Here is a 19,956-nt window from a genome sequence, read left to right as displayed (position 1 = left end):
CTCTTTTCTGAATGAATATTAAATATTGTTCATTCATATCTTAACAAATCTTTTTCAGATTGTCAATCTGAAAGCTAGAACTTTTTACGGATACCACTCGATAAGGAGCTTTTCAATGTTAGAAGAGTATAGAGTGTCGTTTTAACTACACTCAAGGTTTGGAAGAATAGATATAAATTTTGGTTAAGGGGATGGATAAAAGAACTGAAATGAAGGTTGAAAAAATTAAAAATAAAAGGGTAGGGCTGGCACTATGTCTGAAAATAAGGTATGATATCAATGGGGTTATTCACTATCTGTTTTTGAGCTGTTGTGACAAGGAAATGTCAAAAAAGTATTAGATACTAAGCCCTCTATTTATACTAAAGGATTTAAGACTCCTAAAATTAGCAAAGGAGAATCAGATGCACAAGATTTTATTAGTAGAAGATGATCAGGTCATTCGTCAACAGGTCGGGAAAATGCTCTCTGAATGGGGATTTGAAGTGGTGCTGGTAGAAGACTTTATGGAAGTTTTGAGTCTTTTTGTCCAGTCGGAGCCTCATCTGGTCCTCATGGATATTGGTTTGCCCTTGTTTAATGGTTATCACTGGTGTCAGGAAATTCGCAAGATTTCCAAGGTCCCCATCATGTTTCTGTCTTCGAGAGACCAGGCCATGGATATTGTCATGGCAATTAATATGGGGGCGGATGACTTTGTGACCAAGCCTTTTGACCAGCAGGTTCTTTTAGCCAAGATTCAGGGCTTGTTGCGTCGTTCCTATGAGTTTGGGCGTGACGAGAGTTTACTGGAATATGCCGGTGTGATCCTCAATACCAAATCAATGGATTTACATTATCAAGGGCAAGTCTTGAATTTGACCAAGAATGAATTCCAGATTTTACGTGTTTTGTTTGAGCATGCGGGCAATATCGTAGCGCGTGACGACCTGATGCGTGAACTTTGGAACAGTGACTTTTTCATTGATGATAATACCCTCTCTGTCAATGTGGCTCGTTTGCGTAAAAAATTGGAAGAGCAGGGCTTGGTAGGATTTATCGAGACCAAGAAAGGGATAGGGTACGGACTGAAGCATGCTTGATTGGAAACAATTTTTTCTAGCCTATCTGCGCTCCCGTAGTCGTCTGTTTGTCTATCTGCTTTCTTTGGCATTTCTGGTTTTGCTCTTTCAGTTTTTATTTGCCAGTTTGGGAATTTACTTTCTCTACTTTTTCCTCTTGTGCTGCTTTGTAACCATCTTATTTTTCACTTGGGACATATTGGTGGAGATGCAGGTCTATCGCAAGGAACTTCTCTACGGAGAGAGGGAAGCCAAATCTCCTTTAGAAATAGCTTTAGCAGAAAAATTAGAAGCGCGTGAGATGGAACTCTATCAGCAAAGGTCAGATGCCGAAAGAAAACTGACGGATTTGCTGGATTACTATACCTTGTGGGTCCATCAGATTAAGACCCCCATTGCAGCCAGTCAGCTCTTAGTTGCAGAAGTAGCCGACCGACAACTGAAGCAGCAATTAGAACAGGAAATTTTCAAGATTGACTCCTATACTAATCTAGTTTTACAGTACCTGCGTTTAGAAAGTTTCCATGATGATTTGGTCTTAAAGCAGGTTCAAATTGAGGATTTGGTCAAGGAAATAATTCGTAAATACGCTCTTTTCTTTATTCAAAAAGGACTAAATGTCAATCTACATGACCTTGATAAAGAAATCGTGACGGATAAGAAGTGGCTGCTAGTTGTCATTGAGCAAATTATTTCAAACAGTCTCAAGTACACCAAGGAAGGTGGTCTGGAGATTTATATGGAAGGGCAAGAACTCTGTATCAAGGATACAGGAATAGGGATAAAAAACAGTGATGTCCTCCGAGTCTTTGAACGTGGATTTTCAGGATATAATGGCCGCCTAACCCAGCAGTCATCTGGACTTGGACTTTACCTATCTAAGAAAATTTCTGAAGAACTGGGGCACCAGATTCGTATCGAGTCTGAGGTCGGAAAAGGAACGATAGTACGGATTCAGTTTGCTGACATGAATCTAATAATTGAGTGAGCATAGACGAAAAGAGACTGGGGGAAAACCATTTTTTACAGGGATTGAGTTTTTACACAATCTCTTTTTCCTATATTTCAGGATATTTGAAAATTGTATTTTAGAAAAATAATAATAGAGTTCTTGATACGGGATATAGTATAAATACTGGTTCAAAGTGAAGTTTTGTATGCTTTATACTTTTGTTGAGTATAAAATCTATAAACTAAGGGTGAATTACAAAAATTAATTTGAGATGAAGTGAATTGTAGACTTGGGAAATGTCTCCTATTCGATTTCAGAATGAATCGTTGATACAGGATTAAAAGAACTACAGCTTTCTTTTTATTTTGAATGAGATAGGTGTATATAGATTTGTGTAACTGGTGTAGAACTGTTTCCAAGAATTTATTGAATGTATCGAATACACACATTCTATTGATTTTGAACCAGTTTTTAATTTCTAAATGTTATAATAGTTTTATCAAGTAAAAGGAGACTGCCATGATTGGAGACAATATAAAATTCTTACGAAAATCACATAATCTGATATAACCAGAATTTTCACGGATTGTGGGTGTGTCACGAAATAGCCTAAATCGTTAGAAAAACTGAAAAAGCTTACTTTCAATAGAAGTATTGGAAATATTCATTTTACATCTATCAAAGAAACATGGAATAGACCTATATTTTACAAAATAGCAAATTATATTTTGAATGATAGTAAAAACTGCAGTACTTGTGTGATTTACAATTATTGCACTCAATGTCCGAGTATCGCACTATCTGAAATAGGGAATAGTAGAGATTGTTCTGCGATATGTAAAAAAACGCATTAGCAAGGAGTATCGTATATGCTTCCATATCTTAAAACTATTAGATGGTATTTATTCTTTAATTTTCTTTTTGGTGTAGTATCGAATATCTGCACAGCTTTGTTACCGTATTTCACGCAGGCATTAATCAAAGGAGATTATCAAGTAGCTCTATATGGTTACTCTATGTCAGTGGCAGGCTATTTGAGTTGTAACTATATCCAAATGATACTTGATTGGAAGCAGGGGATTATCTTTTCGACTACTTTGAAAAATGAGTGGTTTCGTTCACTTCTGGGACTCAGTCACCACGATTTCAAGCAGAAAACAGTAGCAGAGTATATTTCCTATCAATCTAATGACCTAGATTCGTTGGAAAAGGATTACCTTCCTCCATTGATGAGTTTTATCAAACAAATTTTACGTATCATCATTTACGCTTTCATTATTAGCAGAACAATTAATCCTATTGTATCACTGATTTTAATCTTTTCTACTGGAATTAGTATTCAAATTCCTAAAATCGTTGGGAAGTTGACCGCTAATCGTAGACAGGTTTACTTGAAAAAACAAGGAGATTACTATCGAACTTTGGAGGATTTGCTCATGGGACATCATTTGGTAAATAAACTAACTATGTCGCATTTTTTGAATCAACAAAAGAGTTCTCTAAAGAATTTGCAGGATAAGTATTTTAAGTATGGTTTGACAAAAATTACAGGCATCTTATTGACAGGTGTTTCTTTTGAATTCATTAGTCTTGTTCTGTTTATTTATTTAGCCTACTCTCTATCTCACCAGCAACTCGGTATTCCTGAGGTGGTGGCGAGTTTCGGATATATTAATGCTTTTTCTGAACCAATACAGGAAATCCTTTATGATTTACAAATGTTAGAGTCCGTAAAGCCTGTAATCAAGAGTTTTCAAAACATTGTTGGGAGACCCGTTTCAGTTCAAGCACCTCAACATTCTTTTGATACGATTACTTTGAAAAACATTTCCAAACAACTGGGAGAATCAAAATTGATAATTACTTCCGCTACGATTCAAAAAGGGGATAAAATTGCGCTTATTGGTAAGAATGGTTCTGGAAAAAGTAGTCTTCTCAACATTTTAAATGGAACAGATGAAGATTTTGAAGGACAAATTGTGCTAGATGGGCTTGTTTTGGACCATCTTTGGGGAAGATTCGGTATGATTCTGCAACAAGAACATACATTTATTTCGAGTTATGAAAATAATGTAACACTATTCAATAGTTTCAATGAAAAATTCAGAGAAGAAGATTTTGAAAAAATTCCACCACAATCCCTGTCAGGTGGTCAGCAACAACGAATGTATTTAAATCGTGAGAAAAATCGTAAAAATCCATTGCTTATCCTAGACGAACCTTTCTCTGCCTTGGATACTAATCAGTTTAAAATGGAATTGGAAAGAGTTCTGGAACTACCAAGTGCCGTCATTGTTACTTTACATCGCCAAAACGAATTATTAAGTAAGTTTGACCAAGTTTGGGAAATTAAGAATGGAGAACTTGTAATTTTGAAATAGCTAAATTATAAAGAATAAAACGCATAGTATCAAGGTTCAGGAGATACCGTTTTTCCTTCTTCGGATAAGGAAACAAAAATTTCTTGCTTCATCTATCTATTCAATTGATAGATTTCGTCAGAGAAAAACTGTAAAATTTTTGATATAATATAAAGGATGGACTGACGGATACTTAAAAGATAATTTTCAAAAGAATAACAGGTGAGAAGAAAAATATGTAAGATTGGACAGAAGTCTCTCTACCATCATCCATGCAGAAACAAGATTATATAAAATAAAAGGAGTAACCAATGAACGGAAATTATTCAACACGGGAATACCGTGAGAAATTATACGATGACCTTCATGTTCGATTGAGAGATACAGCGATTTTGATGTGTGCAATTTTTATTGCCTCTATCGGTCTAAATATGAATTCAACAGCTGTTATTATTGGAGCCATGTTAATTTCACCTCTCATGACACCGATTGTTGGACTGGGATTCGGTTTAGCTATTTTTGATACGCGTTTAATCAAGCAATCTCTAGAGGTTTTATTGACTCAAGTGTTGGTCAGTTTGCTTGTCTCGACTCTGTATTTCTGGATTTCTCCCTTGTCTTATGCAAGTAGCGAGTTGATCGCACGAACCTCTCCAACCATTTGGGATGTTCTCATTGCTATTGCTGGTGGGATTGCTGGTGTGATCGGTTCAAGGAAAAAAGAAGCAAACAATATCGTGCCAGGAGTAGCCATTGCTACAGCTTTGATGCCGCCTATCTGTACTGCTGGCTATGGTTTAGCTAATGGGAATGTACGATTTTTATTGGGGGCTCTCTATCTTTTCTTGATCAACTGTGTCTTTATCATGCTAGCCAACATTGTTGGAACAAGAATTTTGATGAGAAAATCTCCTTTAACTTCATTTAAAGAGCTGAGCATTAAAATGAGAATTGGCTTGATTTCTTTGATTGTATTGTTGATTCTTCCAGCTAGCTATTCGGCAGTTACTCTGACAATAGAACAAGCGCGCAAAGAAGGGATCAAACAGTTTGTAGGAAAAGAGTTCGCCAATTATACGGTTATTAATCAAGTCTACAAGTCAAGTAACAATGAATTGGTCTTGACGGTTGTTGGAGATCCGATTTCAGAAGAAGAATTAGAAACACTCCACCAAAAACAAGCCTCTTACGGTATTCAATCTGTTCAATTGAAAGTGAATCAAGTTCAGAACTCGCCAACATTAGATAGTGAAGCGACCAAGGAATTTTATGAAACCATTAACAAGTATATCGATCAAAAACTCTCTGAAAAGGATTCACAAAAAGATCTCGTAAAAGAAAATGAAGCAGACAAGGATTGAGGATATTGACCTTATCTAACTCATGAAAGAAAATTTTGTGTGGTGGTTTGACCAATCACTACTAGCTCAGATTAAATAAAATATAAAAAGCAACAGCTGAAATAGTTGTTGCTTTTTCTGGCTCTGAAAAATGTTTCTCAGACTGTGATTGTTTTATTTCTCAACTCGTGATTTGTTGGCAATATCAGCTAGGATAGCTTGAACAAAGTCATCAACTGAGACAGTTTGTGTTTCTTTTTGGCCATAGCGGCGAACGTTAACAGTTCCGTCTTCCATTTCCTTGTCTCCAACAATCAACTGGTAAGGAATCTTGCTTGTTTGTGAAGCACGAATCTTGAACTGCATTTTCTCATTGCGTTCATCCACGTCAGCACGAACCCCACGGTCACGGAGTTTCTTAGCTACTTCCCAAGCATAGTCCACGTGTTTTTCGTTAGATACTGGGATGAGGGTTACTTGGTGTGGTGCAAGCCATGTTGGGAAGGCACCCTTGTAGTTCTCAATCAAGATCGCTGTGAAGCGTTCCATAGTTGAGATAACCCCGCGGTGAATCATAACTGGACGGTGCTCTTCACCATCAGCTCCGATATATTTGAGGTCGAAGCGTTCTGGAAGCAAGAAGTCAAGTTGGATAGTTGAAAGGGTCTCTTCTTTACCAAGGGCAGTCTTAACCTGGATATCCAATTTTGGTCCGTAGAAGGCTGCTTCACCTTCGGCTTCAAAGTAGTCAACGCCCATTTCATCAAGAGCTGCACGAAGCATGGTTTGGGCATTTTCCCACATCTCATCGTTATCAAAGTACTTATGAGTATCTTGAGGGTCGCGAAGAGAGAGACGGAAGCGGTATTCAGTCAAGTTGAAATCTTCATAAACATCGATAATCAACTGAAGGGCACGTTGGAATTCTTCTTGGATTTGCTCTGGAGTAACGAAGAGGTGACCGTCGTTGAGTGACATTTCACGTACACGTTGAAGACCAGTAAGGGCACCAGATTTTTCATAACGGTGCATCATACCGATTTCAGCGATACGGATTGGCAATTCACGGTAAGAGTGAACATGGTGTTTAAAGACTTGAATGTGGTGTGGGCAGTTCATTGGACGAAGGACGAATTCTTCCCCGTCACCCATGTCCATAGTTGGGAACATGTCTTCTTGGTAATGATCCCAGTGACCGGAAGTCTTGTAAAGCTCAACAGAAGCAAGTGGTGGAGTGTATACGTGTTGGTAGCCAGAAGCCAACTCTTTGTCTACGATGTAGCGTTCCAATTCACGACGGATAGTCGCACCATTTGGCAACCAGAATGGAAGTCCTTGACCAACCTCTTGTGAAATCATGAAGAGGTCAAGCTCTTTACCAAGTTTACGGTGGTCACGTTCTTTGGCTTCTTCACGCATTTGAAGGTAGTTTTTCAAGTCTTTCTTGTCAAACCAAGCTGTACCGTAGATACGTTGCATCATAGCATTGTCGCTATTTCCACGCCAGTAAGCACCTGCTACATGGAGAAGGTGGAAGATTTGGATACGACCTGTTGATGGAACGTGAGGGCCACGGCAAAGGTCCACATATTCACCCTGACGATAGATAGTCAAACCACCTTCGTCTTCAGAGTGTTCTTCAATCAATTCCAACTTGTAAGGGTCATTCTTGAAGATTTCACGGGCTTCATCTTTAGTCACTTCTTCACGAATAGATGGGAAGTTTTCTTTGACAATTTTTTGCATTTCTTCTTCGATACGAGGAAGATCTTCGTTAGAGATTTGACCAGCTGTGTTGTCAGTATCGTAGTAGAAGCCGTCTTCGATGGCTGGACCAACTCCCAAGTGAATGTCTGGGAAAAGACGACGAGCTGCTTGGGCGAACAAGTGAGCTGCTGAGTGACGCAAGATTGGAAGGGCATCTTCGTGATCAGGTGTCACGATTTCGATGCTTCCATCTTCAGTGATGGCACGAGTAGTGTCGATGAGTTTGCCGTTGAATTTACCAGCCAAGGCCTTTTTAGCTAGAGAATTGCTGATAGATTGGGCAATTTCAAAAGTTGTCACGCCAGATTCGAATTCACGAACAGCGCCATCTGGGAAAGTAATGTTAATCATGATGTTCTCCTTACTTATATTATTGACGAATGTGTGAACCCTATTTTAAAAACAGGGACAGAGGATTGTGAAAGCTAGAAAAACAAAAAGCGACCTCCTCGAAAGGACGTCGCAACGTGGTTCCACCTTCATTTATGTACCTCAAAAGAGAGGGACACCTCTGATTGGCTTTAACGTAGCCACCGTTTTATGTTTTCATAAAAAACTCAAGAGTAGTATCAGTTTAGGCTTCCTATGCGTTTCCAGCAACCACGCACTCTCTAGTAGAAAGGGACTAAGTGACTTGTCTCTATGGATTATTATAGCATGATTGTGAAAATTTTCAAGATTTTTGTAGATTTTTTTGAATTTCCTTGTTGGAAAGGTGTCGGCAATCAGATATGGTAATATTAGAAGAAGTTGATACTCTTAATGATGCTAGTGAAATAAAGAGAAAGAAAGTAAATCTGTTGACAAAGAAGTTAGTTATTGGTAGAATAAGGATTGTCGTAAAGGCAAATAACTTCTTCTTGGTTGCAGGCATGCCAACCTGTCACTCGGATGAAGCCAAATAAAAAGGAGAAACATCATGGCAATCTCAAAAGAGAAAAAAAATGAAATCATCGCACAATATGCACGTCACGAAGGTGATACAGGTTCAGTAGAGGTTCAAGTTGCTGTCCTTACTTGGGAAATCAACCACCTTAACGAACACATCAAACAACACAAAAAAGACCACGCTACTTACCGTGGATTGATGAAAAAAATCGGTCGCCGTCGTAACTTGCTTGCATACTTGCGTAAAAACGACGTTAACCGTTACCGTGAGTTGATCAACTCTCTAGGACTTCGTCGCTAATCTTGCGTCTAAACCGTTTCTATACTTCGTTGGCTTCGGCTCGATGTACCATTAGTACAATCTTCGCCTCGTCGCCTAGTCTATAAACGGTTTATCCAGCAAGACTGTAGCTCTCTGATTTTCAGAGGGCTTTTTACGTTGTCACCTTACCTCGATATACTCAAGTATAATCTTCGGTTACAGTTCCTAGCACTGTAAGGTAAAATAAACCAGAATGATCTCCCTTCGGGGAGATTTTTTTGTTTCACTGAAATTTTCGTACATTCTTCTCCTCGCCGTCTAGTCTATAAACGTTTTATCCAGCAAGAATCATGATGCTAAGGGCGTAAGAAATCCGTATGAAAATAGGGAAATGACACAGTGTTCGATCAATGCAAGGAGTTTCATCTTTTTCACTAGGATTTTATCCCAATCTCAAATTAGCTCTCTGATTTTCAGAGGGCTTTTTTATTGAGGTTTTATCGGTCACAATTTTGGAGACTACAAAAACCTCAAATGGTATCAGCTAATTACACTATAAAGGTGCGTAGCTACTCGGCTTGAAAAGCCGAGTAGCTGTCTGCAAGCCCCCTCGGAGAGCCCACACTTTACGAAGTAAAGTATAGTATGTTATACTTTACATGGAAGTAGTCACCGAATTCCAGTTAGAAATTACTTTGTAACTACTTTTTGAGGAGGAGTAAAATGCTTTCCTATGTTCGACATTACCCACTAGCGATAGCTAAATTAATGTGTCTGTGCTCTCCTAAAATCTGCTGATTTATTACTGACCAATACAGGAGGTTTTTTATGGGACAGACAATCATATCTGCTATTGGTGTTTATATTTCCACCAGTATCGATTATTTAATTATTTTATTTATTTTATTTGCACAGCTATCACAGAATAAACAAAAATGGCATATTTATGCGGGGCAATATCTAGGCACAGGCTTACTTGTAGGGGCGAGTTTAGTTGCTGCTTATGTCGTTAATTTCGTGCCTGAAGAATGGATGGTTGGATTGCTTGGTTTAATCCCTATCTATTTAGGGATTCGCTTTGCAATTGTTGGAGAAGGTGAGGAAGAAGAGGAAGAAGAGGAAGAAATTATTGAAAGATTAGAACAAAGCAAGGCAAATCAACTGTTTTGGACAGTTACATTGCTGACAATTGCGTCTGGCGGAGATAATTTAGGTATCTATATACCTTATTTTGCTTCATTAGATTGGTCACAGACCCTCGTGGCCTTGCTTGTGTTTGTAATCGGCATAATTATCTTATGCGAGATTAGTCGGGTGTTATCCTCTATTCCCTTAATATTCGAGACAATTGAAAAATACGAGCGAATCATTGTGCCCTTAGTATTCATTCTGCTTGGACTATACATCATGTATGAAAATGGCACGATAGAGACTTTTCTGACCGTGTAGATTTTTTTGTTTCACTAGGATTTTATCCCGAGCTCAAATTGGCTCTCTGATTTTCAGAGGGCTTTTTATGTTGTCACTTTACCTCGATATACTCAAGTATAATCTTCGGTTATGATTATTAGCACTGTAAGACCAACTATATTTATTTTTCTTATCTTGTTCCATTGTTGAAAATATGATATACTTTTCATGAGAATTTTCTAAATTTTTAAGATTCTATCAAAGGAGGTTTGCATGTTTTCCAAATTTTCTGGAAGCCGACAAGACCAGCAATTTGTGTTACTTTTAGTCATTTTGCTAGGTATTTTAGGGATTTCTCTCTTTCTAGCAGTTTCAATGGGATCTGTTGCGATTGATCTAGGAGATACCTATCGGATTATTTTGAGCAGGTTGGGATTTCCTCTTGAGGTAGGAGAGGTTTCCAAGTCCACTCTTGCCATTGTATGGAACATGAGATTCCCTCGAGTATTGTTAGGTCTGATAGCAGGAGCAGGCCTTTCTATGTGTGGTAGCGTGATGCAGTCTACAGTGAACAATCCCATCGCTGAGCCCTATGTCTTAGGCATCTCTGCTGGTGCAACTCTAGGTGCAACCTTGAGCATCATTCTTGGTTTAAAAGTGATGATTAGCCTTGGAGCTTTTCTTGGAGCTATTTTGGCAACAATTGCTGTCCTCATCATTGCCTCTATGCAGGGAAGGATGACAACATCTAGTCTGATCTTATCAGGAACGGTGGTCAATGCTCTCTTTCTAGCTTTTTCCAACTTTATTATCTCAGTTGGCGCTAATGCGGACAGTGTGATGACCATTAAGTTTTGGACCATGGGCTCGCTCGCTGGGACTTCCTGGGCAGACTTGGTCCTGCCAACTATAGTAGTAGGAATAGCCTTTCTATTTTTCTCTACTCAGTATCGTGTTTTCAATGCGATGATGATGGGAGATGAGGCTGCTTTAACTTTGGGGATTCCCTTACGCTTTTATTGGTATCTTTATGTGACCATGGTGGCTGTGCTGACAGCAGTCTTAGTGGCAACCTGTGGGATTATTGGATTTGTCGGTCTGATTACTCCACATTTAGCTCGAGGGTTAGTAGGAACGAATTACAAGAGGCTTTTTCCTGTTGCAACCTTGCTGGGTTCCCTCTTTGTCATCTGGGCAGACGTACTCTCTCGTATCATCATTCCAAACGCAGAGCTTCCTATTGGTATTTTCACAGCCTTAGTAGGTGCTCCCTTCTTTATCTATATTGTTGGAGGTAGGCGAAGGGAGGTGAGGGTCTGATATGGACTTGATTTGTCAGGATATCCATTTTGGACTAGGAGAGAAAAAAATCCTCAAAGGAGTCTCTCTTAAGGTTGAGGGGAATCAATTTCACACGATATTAGGACCAAATGGAAGCGGAAAAACCAGCTTGCTTAAACTCCTCTATCGTCAGGAAAAGGCGGACAAAGGCTTGATAAGCCTAGATGGAAAGCCGCTGGATCATTGGTCACTCAAAGAAACAGCCAAGCAAATGGCAGTTGTGACCCAGTTTAACCAACTGCAGTTTGATTGTACAGTTGAAGAAATCGTCTTGCTGGGAAGAACTCCCCACCTCTCTTTTTTACAGAAGGAAAGGGAAAGGGATTTTACTCTCGTTCAAGATGCCCTCGTTAAGGTGGATATGCTCGAGAAGAAAACTCGTCTCTATTCGTCTCTGTCAGGGGGAGAGAAACAGCGAGTTTTGTTAGCCCGAGCCTTGGCGCAAGAACCGACTCTCTTGCTCCTGGACGAACCAACCAATCACTTGGATATCAAGTATCAGCTAGACTTGTTGGCCATTGTGAAGAATCTCAAGGTCAATGTTCTAGCTGTCTTGCATGATATTCAACTTGCTTGTCGCTATTCGGATTATCTCTATCTGATGAAAGAGGGAGAAATCCTTTACCAAGGGACTCCAAAGGAGACTATCACCCCTGAGTCATTGCAAACTATATACGGAGTTCAAAGTCAGGTGACTTGGACCGAGGATCAGCAAGCTATGATTCACTATTTATAAGAATGAAAAGGAAAACAAGATGAAAAAAACACTCAGTATTTTACTCGTGACAGTAGCTACCTTAACTTTGGCAGCTTGTGGAAATACTACTACAGAAAAAGCTACCACACAATCTAGCACAGAGACAAGTCAAAAGGCTAACGCAGAGACGACTTATCCGTTAACGGTTAAGACCTATGATGCTAAAGGAAATGAAGTCGAACAAGTTTTTGAAAAGGCACCTGAAAAAGTTATCACCAACAATCTTTCAACCACTGAAATCTTATTGGAGTTGGGGTTGAAGGATAAAATTGTTGGCATGCTCAATCCAGACAATGCTGTGACGGACAAATACAAGGACGCGATTGCGACGATTCCTCAAATTGGGGATAAAAAAACAGTCTCACAAGAGACAGTCCTTTCTTATGAGCCAGACGCTGTGATGGGTCGAAACATGATGTTTTCTGAAAAATCCTTGGGGACAGTTAGCACTTGGAATGAAAACAAAATCCCAGTTTATACGCAAAAAGCTTCTCTCTCAACAATTCAGCAAGATTTGGGGAATATTGTAGAAGATGTCAAAAATCTGGGAATGATTTTTAATGTTCAGGACAAGGCTAATGAATACGCAGCCCAATTACAAACTAAAATTGACGCTGTTAAGAAAGCAAATCCAGCAAGTCAAGGTGAAAAGAAAAAGGCTTTGATTATGGTTGCTTATAATGATGAAACCTTCGGTGCCTACAAGTCTGCTTTGCAAGAAAGTTTGCTGAACCAACTTGGTTATACAAACGTTGCTACGGGGACATCAGGCTTGACCTTGGAAAACCTCGTGTCAATGGATCCTGAATTGATTATCTATGTAACCAGCGACCGCAATAAAAAATTGGATGGAAAAGCAGTAGAGTTGATGAAGGCAAATGCTGTTTTGGAAAGCGTTGCTGCTATTAAGAATCAAAAAATCATGACTATCTCTTACGATGAATTGATGGACTATGGTCCAGCAGTGATTGATTCCCTTGAGAAAATCAATGACTTTATCAATAAATAATGAGTTTGATTGGGAAGGAATTCAAGTCAAAATAAGCCTTCCTTCTAACTACGACCCCAATCAAACCTATCCGACTATTTTATTGAATGATGGAAACTTGGATTTCCTATCGTTCCTTTCCGAATCTGTGATTTTAGTGGGCTTGACCTCTAAAAATCGCTTAGACGATTACACTCCCTGGAAGGCATCTGCTCTGAGAGATGGGGCTCCAGATTTTGGAGGTCAGGCCAAGGTCTATCATGATCATTTGTTCGAAGGTCTTTTAGACAAGTTGCAGTCGCTTTATCGCCTGGACGAAACTCGCCTTGCTTATGGAGGCTACTCACTAGGTGGTTTGGCGGCAGTCTACAGTCTTTTCAGCTTTGACAAGGTTTCCTGTGTCTTTTCGATCTGCGGTTCCTTTTGGTATCCTGATTTTGTGACTTACTGCAAGGAAGAAAATGTGAAAAATTTGGACTGTTTGCTGTATTTACAGAACGGTCAAACAGAAGGAATCAATCATAGCAATCGCTTGGCTCAAGCACCAGTCTATGCTGAGCAGATCCATACCAGTCTTCAGAAACGCTATCCGAACGGTCAATTTGTCTTTGATCCTTATGGGCACCATGAACAAGTAGCTGAACGATTTCTAGCTTTTTCTAGCTGGTTGGCTCAAAAATGGAAAATCGAATAAAAGATTTATCCCTTGGCTTTTGCCAAGGGATTGTTGTATTTAACTAAGTTTTTCTCTTTTCTTATCTGGATTCCAGATAAAGCTTGCGATGAAGCTAAAGATGATGGTTAGGATAGCGAGGATAATGGCAAGGATGAGAGCAGGGATGCGGATAAACCACCAGAGTGGGTTTGGTTTTTTATCATTGTGCCATTGTTTCGTTTCTTGGTCCAAACGTTGGAATTCTGCTTGAATGCGATTGGCGACTGTTTCAATGCCTTCATCATTCATTTTCTTGATATCTGAGATATCGATTGGATTTCCAAAGTTCATATCGACACGTTCACGGCTAACTAATCCCTTCAAAGTCATAGGACCTGTGTAGGTAACCGGCATGATACGGACCTTGGCCATTTTGGCAATCAGAGCTACGCCACCCTTGACATCGTTTGAGTGGCGGCTTCCACTTGGAAACATGATGAGAGAGCGGTCACTTTTTTTGAGGACATTGATAGGATATTTGATGGCAGAGGCGCTTGGATTTTCACGGTCGATAGGAAAGGCACCACACATACGAATCCACCAACCAAAGATACGGTTGGTAAAGAGTTCTTTTTTGGCCATAAAGATGAATTGTTTTGGCTTGGTCGCAAAGGCCATGTAAACAGGATCCCACCAGGTGCGGTGAGGTGCAACCAGAATATAATTTTCATCTTGATTAGGAATTTTATTAGTATTATGATAGTGGGCATTGCCATTGATGGACCAGAGGAGCAATACAACCAATCCACGTAAATAAGTATAAAACATGCGATCTCCTTCGATTATTTTCTTGTTATTATTATACCTTATCAAAGGAGGGCTGGCAAACTTTTTCCATTTGTAACAAGTATATTTAGGATGAGATTAGTATTCTATCATAAAAAATGATATGATAGAATTTATGGATAAAAATAAGATTATGGGATTAACCCAAATAGAAGTCAAGGAAAGACAGGCTAAGGGCTTGGTCAATGATTTTACTGCTTCGGCCAGTACCAGCACTTGGCAAATCATCAAACGAAATGTCTTTACCCTTTTTAACGCTTTGAACTTTGTCATTGCTTTGGCATTAGCCTTTGTGCAGGCTTGGAGCAATTTGGTCTTCTTTGCCGTTATCTGCTTTAACGCTTTTTCTGGGATTGTGACCGAGCTGCGGGCCAAACACATGGTGGACAAGCTCAATCTCATGACCAAGGAAAAGGTCAAGACTATTCGTGATGGTCAGGAAGTTGCTCTGAATCCTGAAGAATTGGTGTTAGGAGATGTCATTCGTTTGTCTGCTGGAGAGCAGATTCCCAGTGATGCCTTGGTTTTGGAAGGCTTTGCGGAAGTCAATGAAGCCATGTTAACGGGAGAAAGTGATTTGGTGCAAAAGGAAGTTGACGCCTTGCTTTTGTCTGGAAGTTTCCTAGCCAGTGGCTCAGTTTTAGCTCAAGTTCACCATGTCGGTGCAGACAACTATGCTGCCAAACTCATGCTGGAAGCTAAGACCGTTAAACCAATCAACTCACGTATCATGAAATCGCTGGACAACCTAGCCGGTTTTACTGGGAAGATTATCATTCCCTTTGGTCTGGCTCTCTTGCTAGACGCCTTGATTTTAAAAGGCCTGCCTCTCAAGTCATCTGTTGTAAATTCGTCGACGGCCCTTTTGGGGATGTTACCTAAGGGAATTGCCCTTTTGACCATTACTTCGCTTTTGACTGCGGTGATTAAGTTGGGCTTGAAAAAGGTCTTGGTGCAGGAGATGTACTCTGTTGAGACCTTGGCGCGCGTGGATATGCTCTGTCTGGACAAGACGGGTACCATCACCCAAGGAAAGATGCAGGTAGAGGCTGTTCTTCCGCTGACGACAACTTATGGTGAAGAGACTATTGCCAGCATCCTGACCAGCTACATAGCCCACAGTGAGGATAAAAATCCAACTGCCCAAGCCATTCGCCAGCGTTTCCAAGGCCAAGTAGCCTATCCTATGCTCTCTAATCTTCCCTTCTCAAGCGACCGCAAGTGGGGAGCAATGGAATTGGAAGGTTTGGGAACAGTTTTCTTAGGTGCACCTGAGATGTTGCTGGATTCTGAGGTCCCTGAAGCCAGAGAGGAATTGGAGAGAGGTTCACGTGTCTTGGTTCTAGCTCTCAGTCAGGAAAAATTGGACCATCATAAACCACAGAAACCATCTGATATTCAGGCTCTGGCCTTGCTGGAAATCTTGGACCCTATTCGAGAGGGAGCAGCAGAGACGCTGGACTATCTCCGTTCCCAAGAAGTAGGTCTCAAAATCATTTCTGGTGATAATCCAGTTACGGTATCCAGCATTGCCCAGAAGGCTGGTTTTGCGGACTATGACAGTTATGTAGATTGCTCGAAAATTACGGATGAGGAATTGGTTGCTATGGCTGAGGAGACAGCTATTTTCGGACGTGTTTCCCCTCATCAAAAGAAACTCATCATCCAAACACTGAAAAAAGCGGGGCATACAACGGCTATGACAGGGGACGGGGTTAATGATATTCTGGCCCTTCGTGAGGCGGATTGTTCTATCGTGATGGCTGAGGGAGATCCTGCGACTCGTCAGATTGCCAATCTGGTTCTCTTGAACTCTGATTTTAATGATGTTCCTGAGATTCTCTTTGAAGGTCGTCGTGTGGTCAATAACATTGCCCACATTGCACCGATTTTCTTGATTAAGACGATTTATTCCTTCTTGCTCGCGGTGATTTGTATTGCCAGCGCTCTTCTGGGACGGTCTGAATGGATCTTGATTTTCCCTTTCATTCCAATCCAGATTACCATGATTGACCAGTTCGTGGAAGGTTTCCCACCATTCGTTCTGACTTTTGAGCGAAATATCAAACCTGTTCAGCCAAATTTCCTCAGAAGATCCATGCTTCGTGCTCTCCCAAGTGCCCTTATGGTCGTGTTCAGTGTTCTCTTTGTGAAAATATTTGGAAGTAGCCAAGGTTGGTCTGAGTTAGAAATCTCAACTCTACTCTATTATCTCTTGGGGTCAATTGGTTTCTTATCCGTATTTAGAGCCTGCATGCCATTTACCCTATGGCGTGTCCTCTTGATTGTTTGGTCAGTAGGAGGCTTCCTAGCCACAGCTCTCTTCCCAAGAATTCAAAAACTGCTTGAAATTTCAACCTTAACAGGACAAACATTACCTGTTTATGGTGTCATGATGTTGGTCTTTACCGTGATATTTATCTTAACCAGTCGTTACCAAGCGAAAAAATAAAGAAAGGCTGCAATCTGTGGATTGCGGTCTTTTTAGGTAAAAGATTGCTAGCTGAAATGTGGTATAATAAGAGGTAATAGAGTTTTGGAAAGCGAGAGAAGATGATTTCAAAGAGATTAGAATTAGTGGCCTCCTTTGTGCCACAGGGAGCCATTTTACTAGATGTGGGGAGTGACCATGCTTATTTGCCTATCGACTTGGTCGAAAGAGGACAAATCAAAAGTGCCATTGCAGGTGAAGTTGTGGAGGGACCTTATCAGTCTGCTGTCAAAAATGTTGAGGCTCACGGCCTAAAGGAGAAAATCCAGGTTCGTTTAGCCAATGGCTTGGCAGCCTTTGAAGAGGCAGACCAAGTGTCGGTCATTACCATTGCTGGTATGGGGGGTCGTTTGATTGCTAGGATTTTAGAAGAAGGCTTGGACAAGTTAGCTAATCTAGAGCGTTTGATCCTCCAGCCCAATAATCGTGAAGACGACTTGCGTATCTGGCTACAAGAGAACGGATTTCAGATTGTAGCTGAAAGCATCTTAGAAGAAGCTGGCAAGTTTTACGAGATTTTGGTGGTGGAAGCAGGACAAATGAAGCTATCAACCAGTGATGTTCGCTTTGGACCTTTCTTGTCCAAAGAGGTCAGTCCAGTCTTTGTCCAAAAATGGCAAAAAGAAGCTGTTAAGCTAGAGTTTGCCCTCGGACAAATCCCAGAAAAAAATCTGGAGGAACGTCAAGTTCTAGTAGATAAAATTCAAGCCATCAAGGAGGTGCTCCATGTTAGCAAGTGAAGTGATTAACGCGTATGAAGCCTTTTGCCCTCAGGAATTTTCTATGGAGGGAGACAGTCGTGGCCTGCAAATTGGAACTTTGGACAAGGATATCCAAAGTGTTATGGTTGCTCTGGATATTCGTGAAGAAACGGTGGCTGAAGCTATTGAAAAGGGGGTGAATTTGATTATCGTCAAGCACGCGCCGATTTTCCGTCCCATTAAGGATTTGGTAGCTAGCCGTCCACAAAATCAGATTTACATTGACCTCATCAAGCATGATATCGCAGTCTATGTCAGTCATACCAATATTGACATTGTTGAAAATGGTCTCAATGACTGGTTCTGCCAGATACTAGGAATCGAGGAGACGACTTATCTACAGGAGACAGGTCCTGAACGTGGAATTGGACGTATTGGGAATGTTCCGACTCAGACATTTGGAGAATTGGCTCAACGTGTCAAGCAAGTCTTTGGTCTAGATAGTCTTCGAATGGTGCATTATCAAGAGAGTGATTTGCAGAAGTCTATTTCAAGAGTGGCCATCTGTGGTGGTAGCGGGCAGTCTTTCTATAAGGATGCTTTAGCTAAGGGAGCTGATGTCTATATCACTGGTGACATTTACTACCACACTGCCCAGGATATGCTGTCTGATGGCTTGCTAGCATTGGACCCAGGTCACTATATTGAAGTGCTTTTTGTGGAAAAAATCGCAGCACTCCTTAATCAATGGAAAGAGGAAAAAGGCTGGGAACTAGAGATTTTACCTAGTCAAGCATCGACCAATCCTTTCCACCATATCTAGTTAGAAAGTGAAAACAATGAAAAAAGTTGCCATTATTGGAGCAGGAATTGTGGGAGCAACAGCTGCCTACTACCTCTCGAAAGAAAGTGACCTAGAGGTGACCGTCTTTGACCATGGACAAGGTCAGGCTACCAAGGCCGCAGCAGGAATTATCAGCCCTTGGTTTTCCAAACGCCGCAATAAGGCCTGGTACAAAATGGCGCGCTTGGGAGCTGACTTTTATGTGGATTTATTAGCTGATTTAGAGAAGTCAGGGCAAGGAATCGATTTTTACCAGCGTTCGGGAGTCTTTCTTTTGAAAAAGGATGAGTCCAAGTTGGAAGAACTCTATCAACTGGCTCTTCAGCGCAGGGAAGAATCTCCCTTGATAGGGCAATTAGCCATTCTGGACCCAGCATCAGCTAATGAATTATTCCCTGGCTTACAGGGATTTGACCGCTTGCTCTATGCTTCTGGTGGAGCGAGAGTAGATGGTCAACTCTTAGTGACTCGTTTGCTGGAAGCCAGTCATGTCAAGCTGGTCAAAGAAAAAGTGACTCTGACACCGTTAGCATCAGGTTACCAGATTGGTGAAGAGGTGTTTGATCAGGTTATTTTGGCGACGGGAGCTTGGTTAGGACACATGTTAGAGCCTTTAGGTTATGAAGTAGATGTTCGTCCCCAAAAAGGACAACTCCAAGATTATCAGATGGCCCAAGACATGGAAGCTTACCCTGTGGTTATGCCAGAAGGGGAGTGGGATTTGATTCCTTTTTCTGGTGGGAAATTGTCCTTAGGTGCTACTCATGAAAATGACATGGGATTTGATTTGACGGTAGATGAAACCTTACTCCAACAAATGGAGGAGGCAGCCTTGCCTCACTATCCAGCCTTGGCTAAAGCGACTTCAAGAAGTGAGCGTGTGGGAATCCGTGCCTATACCAGTGATTTCTCTCCTTTCTTTGGGCAGGTGCCAGAATTGGCAGGTGTCTATGCAGCCAGTGGACTAGGTTCATCAGGCCTCACAACTGGTCCTATCATTGGTTACCACCTAGCACAACTGGTACAAAGCAGGGAAATGACCTTAGACCCTCTAAACTACCCAATTGAAAACTATGTCAAACGAGTAAAAAGCGAATAATACTCAATGAAAATCAAAGAGCAAACTAGGAAACTAGCCGCGGGCTGCTCAAAGCACTGCTTTGAGGTTGTGGATAGAACTGACGAAGTCAGTAACCATACCCATGGCAAGGCGAAGCTGACGTTGTTTGAAGAGATTTTCGAAGAGTATAAGCATTTTACTGAAATTTTATCCTACCCCCTAGGATTGTAAAT

17 protein-coding genes are annotated in these 19,956 nt (G+C 40.8%); 15 read left to right on the top strand and 2 right to left on the bottom strand.

What is annotated here, in order from left to right:
* Window positions 1-404 precede the first annotated feature (404 nt).
* From OCF96_RS06620 to OCF96_RS06605, 4 genes are all read left to right on the top strand, one after another.
* Window positions 405-1,082 (top strand): response regulator transcription factor, encoded by a 678-nt coding sequence (locus tag OCF96_RS06620; RefSeq protein ID WP_000548988.1) that lies wholly within the window; start codon window positions 405-407, stop codon window positions 1,080-1,082.
* Complete coding sequence (locus OCF96_RS06615) at window positions 1,075-2,049, top strand: sensor histidine kinase (protein ID WP_254753915.1); 975 nt, start codon at window positions 1,075-1,077, stop codon at window positions 2,047-2,049. Before OCF96_RS06620 ends, OCF96_RS06615 begins: the two co-directional genes overlap by 8 nt.
* Window positions 2,050-2,882: 833 nt before the next feature.
* Window positions 2,883-4,394, top strand: coding sequence for an ATP-binding cassette domain-containing protein (locus tag OCF96_RS06610; RefSeq protein WP_004242726.1), 1,512 nt, complete (start codon window positions 2,883-2,885; stop codon window positions 4,392-4,394).
* Window positions 4,395-4,684: 290 nt separating this feature from the next.
* Window positions 4,685-5,734, top strand: coding sequence for a DUF389 domain-containing protein (locus tag OCF96_RS06605; protein ID WP_261446752.1), 1,050 nt, complete (start codon window positions 4,685-4,687; stop codon window positions 5,732-5,734).
* A gap of 153 nt (window positions 5,735-5,887) precedes the next feature.
* Here OCF96_RS06605 and thrS read toward each other — a convergent pair whose 3' ends face one another.
* Window positions 5,888-7,831, bottom strand: coding sequence for a threonine--tRNA ligase (gene thrS, locus OCF96_RS06600; RefSeq protein WP_000608345.1), 1,944 nt, complete (start codon window positions 7,829-7,831; stop codon window positions 5,888-5,890).
* A gap of 380 nt (window positions 7,832-8,211) precedes the next feature.
* On the opposite strand from thrS, the gene OCF96_RS06595 reads away from it, so the two are divergent.
* From OCF96_RS06595 to OCF96_RS06565, 7 genes are all read left to right on the top strand, one after another.
* Window positions 8,212-8,385, top strand: coding sequence for a hypothetical protein (locus OCF96_RS06595; RefSeq protein WP_261446751.1), 174 nt, complete (start codon window positions 8,212-8,214; stop codon window positions 8,383-8,385).
* 14 nt (window positions 8,386-8,399) lie between these two features.
* Window positions 8,400-8,669: a 30S ribosomal protein S15 gene (gene rpsO / locus OCF96_RS06590; RefSeq protein ID WP_001018251.1), complete on the top strand. Its 270-nt coding sequence runs from the start codon at window positions 8,400-8,402 to the stop codon at window positions 8,667-8,669.
* Between the two features lie 789 nt (window positions 8,670-9,458).
* Window positions 9,459-10,079, top strand: coding sequence for a CadD family cadmium resistance transporter (locus OCF96_RS06585; protein WP_000531713.1), 621 nt, complete (start codon window positions 9,459-9,461; stop codon window positions 10,077-10,079).
* A 234-nt stretch (window positions 10,080-10,313) separates the two neighbouring features.
* Window positions 10,314-11,360, top strand: a complete 1,047-nt coding sequence (locus OCF96_RS06580; protein ID WP_261446750.1) for a FecCD family ABC transporter permease — start codon at window positions 10,314-10,316, stop codon at window positions 11,358-11,360.
* 1 nt (window position 11,361) lies between these two features.
* Window positions 11,362-12,117, top strand: a complete 756-nt coding sequence (locus tag OCF96_RS06575; RefSeq protein WP_084924041.1) for an ABC transporter ATP-binding protein — start codon at window positions 11,362-11,364, stop codon at window positions 12,115-12,117.
* A 19-nt stretch (window positions 12,118-12,136) separates the two neighbouring features.
* Entirely contained in the window at window positions 12,137-13,147 is a 1,011-nt protein-coding gene (locus tag OCF96_RS06570) for an ABC transporter substrate-binding protein (RefSeq protein ID WP_261446749.1), read from the top strand.
* Complete coding sequence (locus OCF96_RS06565; RefSeq protein WP_261446747.1) at window positions 13,128-13,820, top strand: alpha/beta hydrolase; 693 nt, start codon at window positions 13,128-13,130, stop codon at window positions 13,818-13,820. The genes OCF96_RS06570 and OCF96_RS06565 overlap by 20 nt, the downstream gene beginning before the upstream one ends.
* A 39-nt stretch (window positions 13,821-13,859) precedes the next feature.
* Here OCF96_RS06565 and OCF96_RS06560 read toward each other — a convergent pair whose 3' ends face one another.
* Entirely contained in the window at window positions 13,860-14,609 is a 750-nt protein-coding gene (locus tag OCF96_RS06560; RefSeq protein WP_261446745.1) for a lysophospholipid acyltransferase family protein, read from the bottom strand.
* Window positions 14,610-14,742: 133 nt separating this feature from the next.
* On the opposite strand from OCF96_RS06560, the gene OCF96_RS06555 reads away from it, so the two are divergent.
* The 4 genes from OCF96_RS06555 (at window position 14,743) to OCF96_RS06540 (ending at window position 19,762) form a co-directional block, all read left to right on the top strand.
* Entirely contained in the window at window positions 14,743-17,079 is a 2,337-nt protein-coding gene (locus tag OCF96_RS06555; RefSeq protein ID WP_261446742.1) for a cation-translocating P-type ATPase, read from the top strand.
* Between the two features lie 101 nt (window positions 17,080-17,180).
* A complete protein-coding gene (locus tag OCF96_RS06550; RefSeq protein WP_261446740.1) occupies window positions 17,181-17,858 on the top strand; it encodes a tRNA (adenine(22)-N(1))-methyltransferase in 678 nt (225 codons plus the stop codon).
* Entirely contained in the window at window positions 17,845-18,642 is a 798-nt protein-coding gene (locus OCF96_RS06545) for a Nif3-like dinuclear metal center hexameric protein (protein ID WP_261446738.1), read from the top strand. Before OCF96_RS06550 ends, OCF96_RS06545 begins: the two co-directional genes overlap by 14 nt.
* Window positions 18,643-18,658: 16 nt before the next feature.
* The gene (locus OCF96_RS06540) at window positions 18,659-19,762 is read left to right on the top strand and encodes an NAD(P)/FAD-dependent oxidoreductase (protein ID WP_261446736.1); all 1,104 of its coding nucleotides are present in this window, start codon (window positions 18,659-18,661) and stop codon (window positions 19,760-19,762) included.
* Window positions 19,763-19,956 lie beyond the last annotated feature (194 nt).

It is taken from the genome of Streptococcus mitis, assembly GCF_946190065.1.
GTDB lineage: Bacteria > Bacillota > Bacilli > Lactobacillales > Streptococcaceae > Streptococcus > Streptococcus mitis_DE.
This window is presented reverse-complemented; position numbering and strand designations above follow the sequence as displayed.

Coding starts and splice junctions, on each gene's coding strand:
- OCF96_RS06570 (WP_261446749.1), top strand. CDS start 12,137: ATGAAAAAAACACTCAGTATTTTACTCGTGACAGTAGCTACCTTAACT.
- OCF96_RS06620 (WP_000548988.1), top strand. CDS start 405: ATGCACAAGATTTTATTAGTAGAAGATGATCAGGTCATTCGTCAACAG.
- OCF96_RS06595 (WP_261446751.1), top strand. CDS start 8,212: ATGGTAATATTAGAAGAAGTTGATACTCTTAATGATGCTAGTGAAATA.
- OCF96_RS06555 (WP_261446742.1), top strand. CDS start 14,743: ATGGATAAAAATAAGATTATGGGATTAACCCAAATAGAAGTCAAGGAA.
- OCF96_RS06565 (WP_261446747.1), top strand. CDS start 13,128: ATGACTTTATCAATAAATAATGAGTTTGATTGGGAAGGAATTCAAGTC.
- OCF96_RS06610 (WP_004242726.1), top strand. CDS start 2,883: ATGCTTCCATATCTTAAAACTATTAGATGGTATTTATTCTTTAATTTT.
- OCF96_RS06585 (WP_000531713.1), top strand. CDS start 9,459: ATGGGACAGACAATCATATCTGCTATTGGTGTTTATATTTCCACCAGT.
- OCF96_RS06545 (WP_261446738.1), top strand. CDS start 17,845: ATGTTAGCAAGTGAAGTGATTAACGCGTATGAAGCCTTTTGCCCTCAG.
- OCF96_RS06540 (WP_261446736.1), top strand. CDS start 18,659: ATGAAAAAAGTTGCCATTATTGGAGCAGGAATTGTGGGAGCAACAGCT.
- OCF96_RS06550 (WP_261446740.1), top strand. CDS start 17,181: ATGATTTCAAAGAGATTAGAATTAGTGGCCTCCTTTGTGCCACAGGGA.
- OCF96_RS06560 (WP_261446745.1), bottom strand. CDS start 14,609: ATGTTTTATACTTATTTACGTGGATTGGTTGTATTGCTCCTCTGGTCC.
- OCF96_RS06615 (WP_254753915.1), top strand. CDS start 1,075: ATGCTTGATTGGAAACAATTTTTTCTAGCCTATCTGCGCTCCCGTAGT.
- thrS (WP_000608345.1), bottom strand. CDS start 7,831: ATGATTAACATTACTTTCCCAGATGGCGCTGTTCGTGAATTCGAATCT.
- OCF96_RS06575 (WP_084924041.1), top strand. CDS start 11,362: ATGGACTTGATTTGTCAGGATATCCATTTTGGACTAGGAGAGAAAAAA.
- OCF96_RS06605 (WP_261446752.1), top strand. CDS start 4,685: ATGAACGGAAATTATTCAACACGGGAATACCGTGAGAAATTATACGAT.
- OCF96_RS06580 (WP_261446750.1), top strand. CDS start 10,314: ATGTTTTCCAAATTTTCTGGAAGCCGACAAGACCAGCAATTTGTGTTA.
- rpsO (WP_001018251.1), top strand. CDS start 8,400: ATGGCAATCTCAAAAGAGAAAAAAAATGAAATCATCGCACAATATGCA.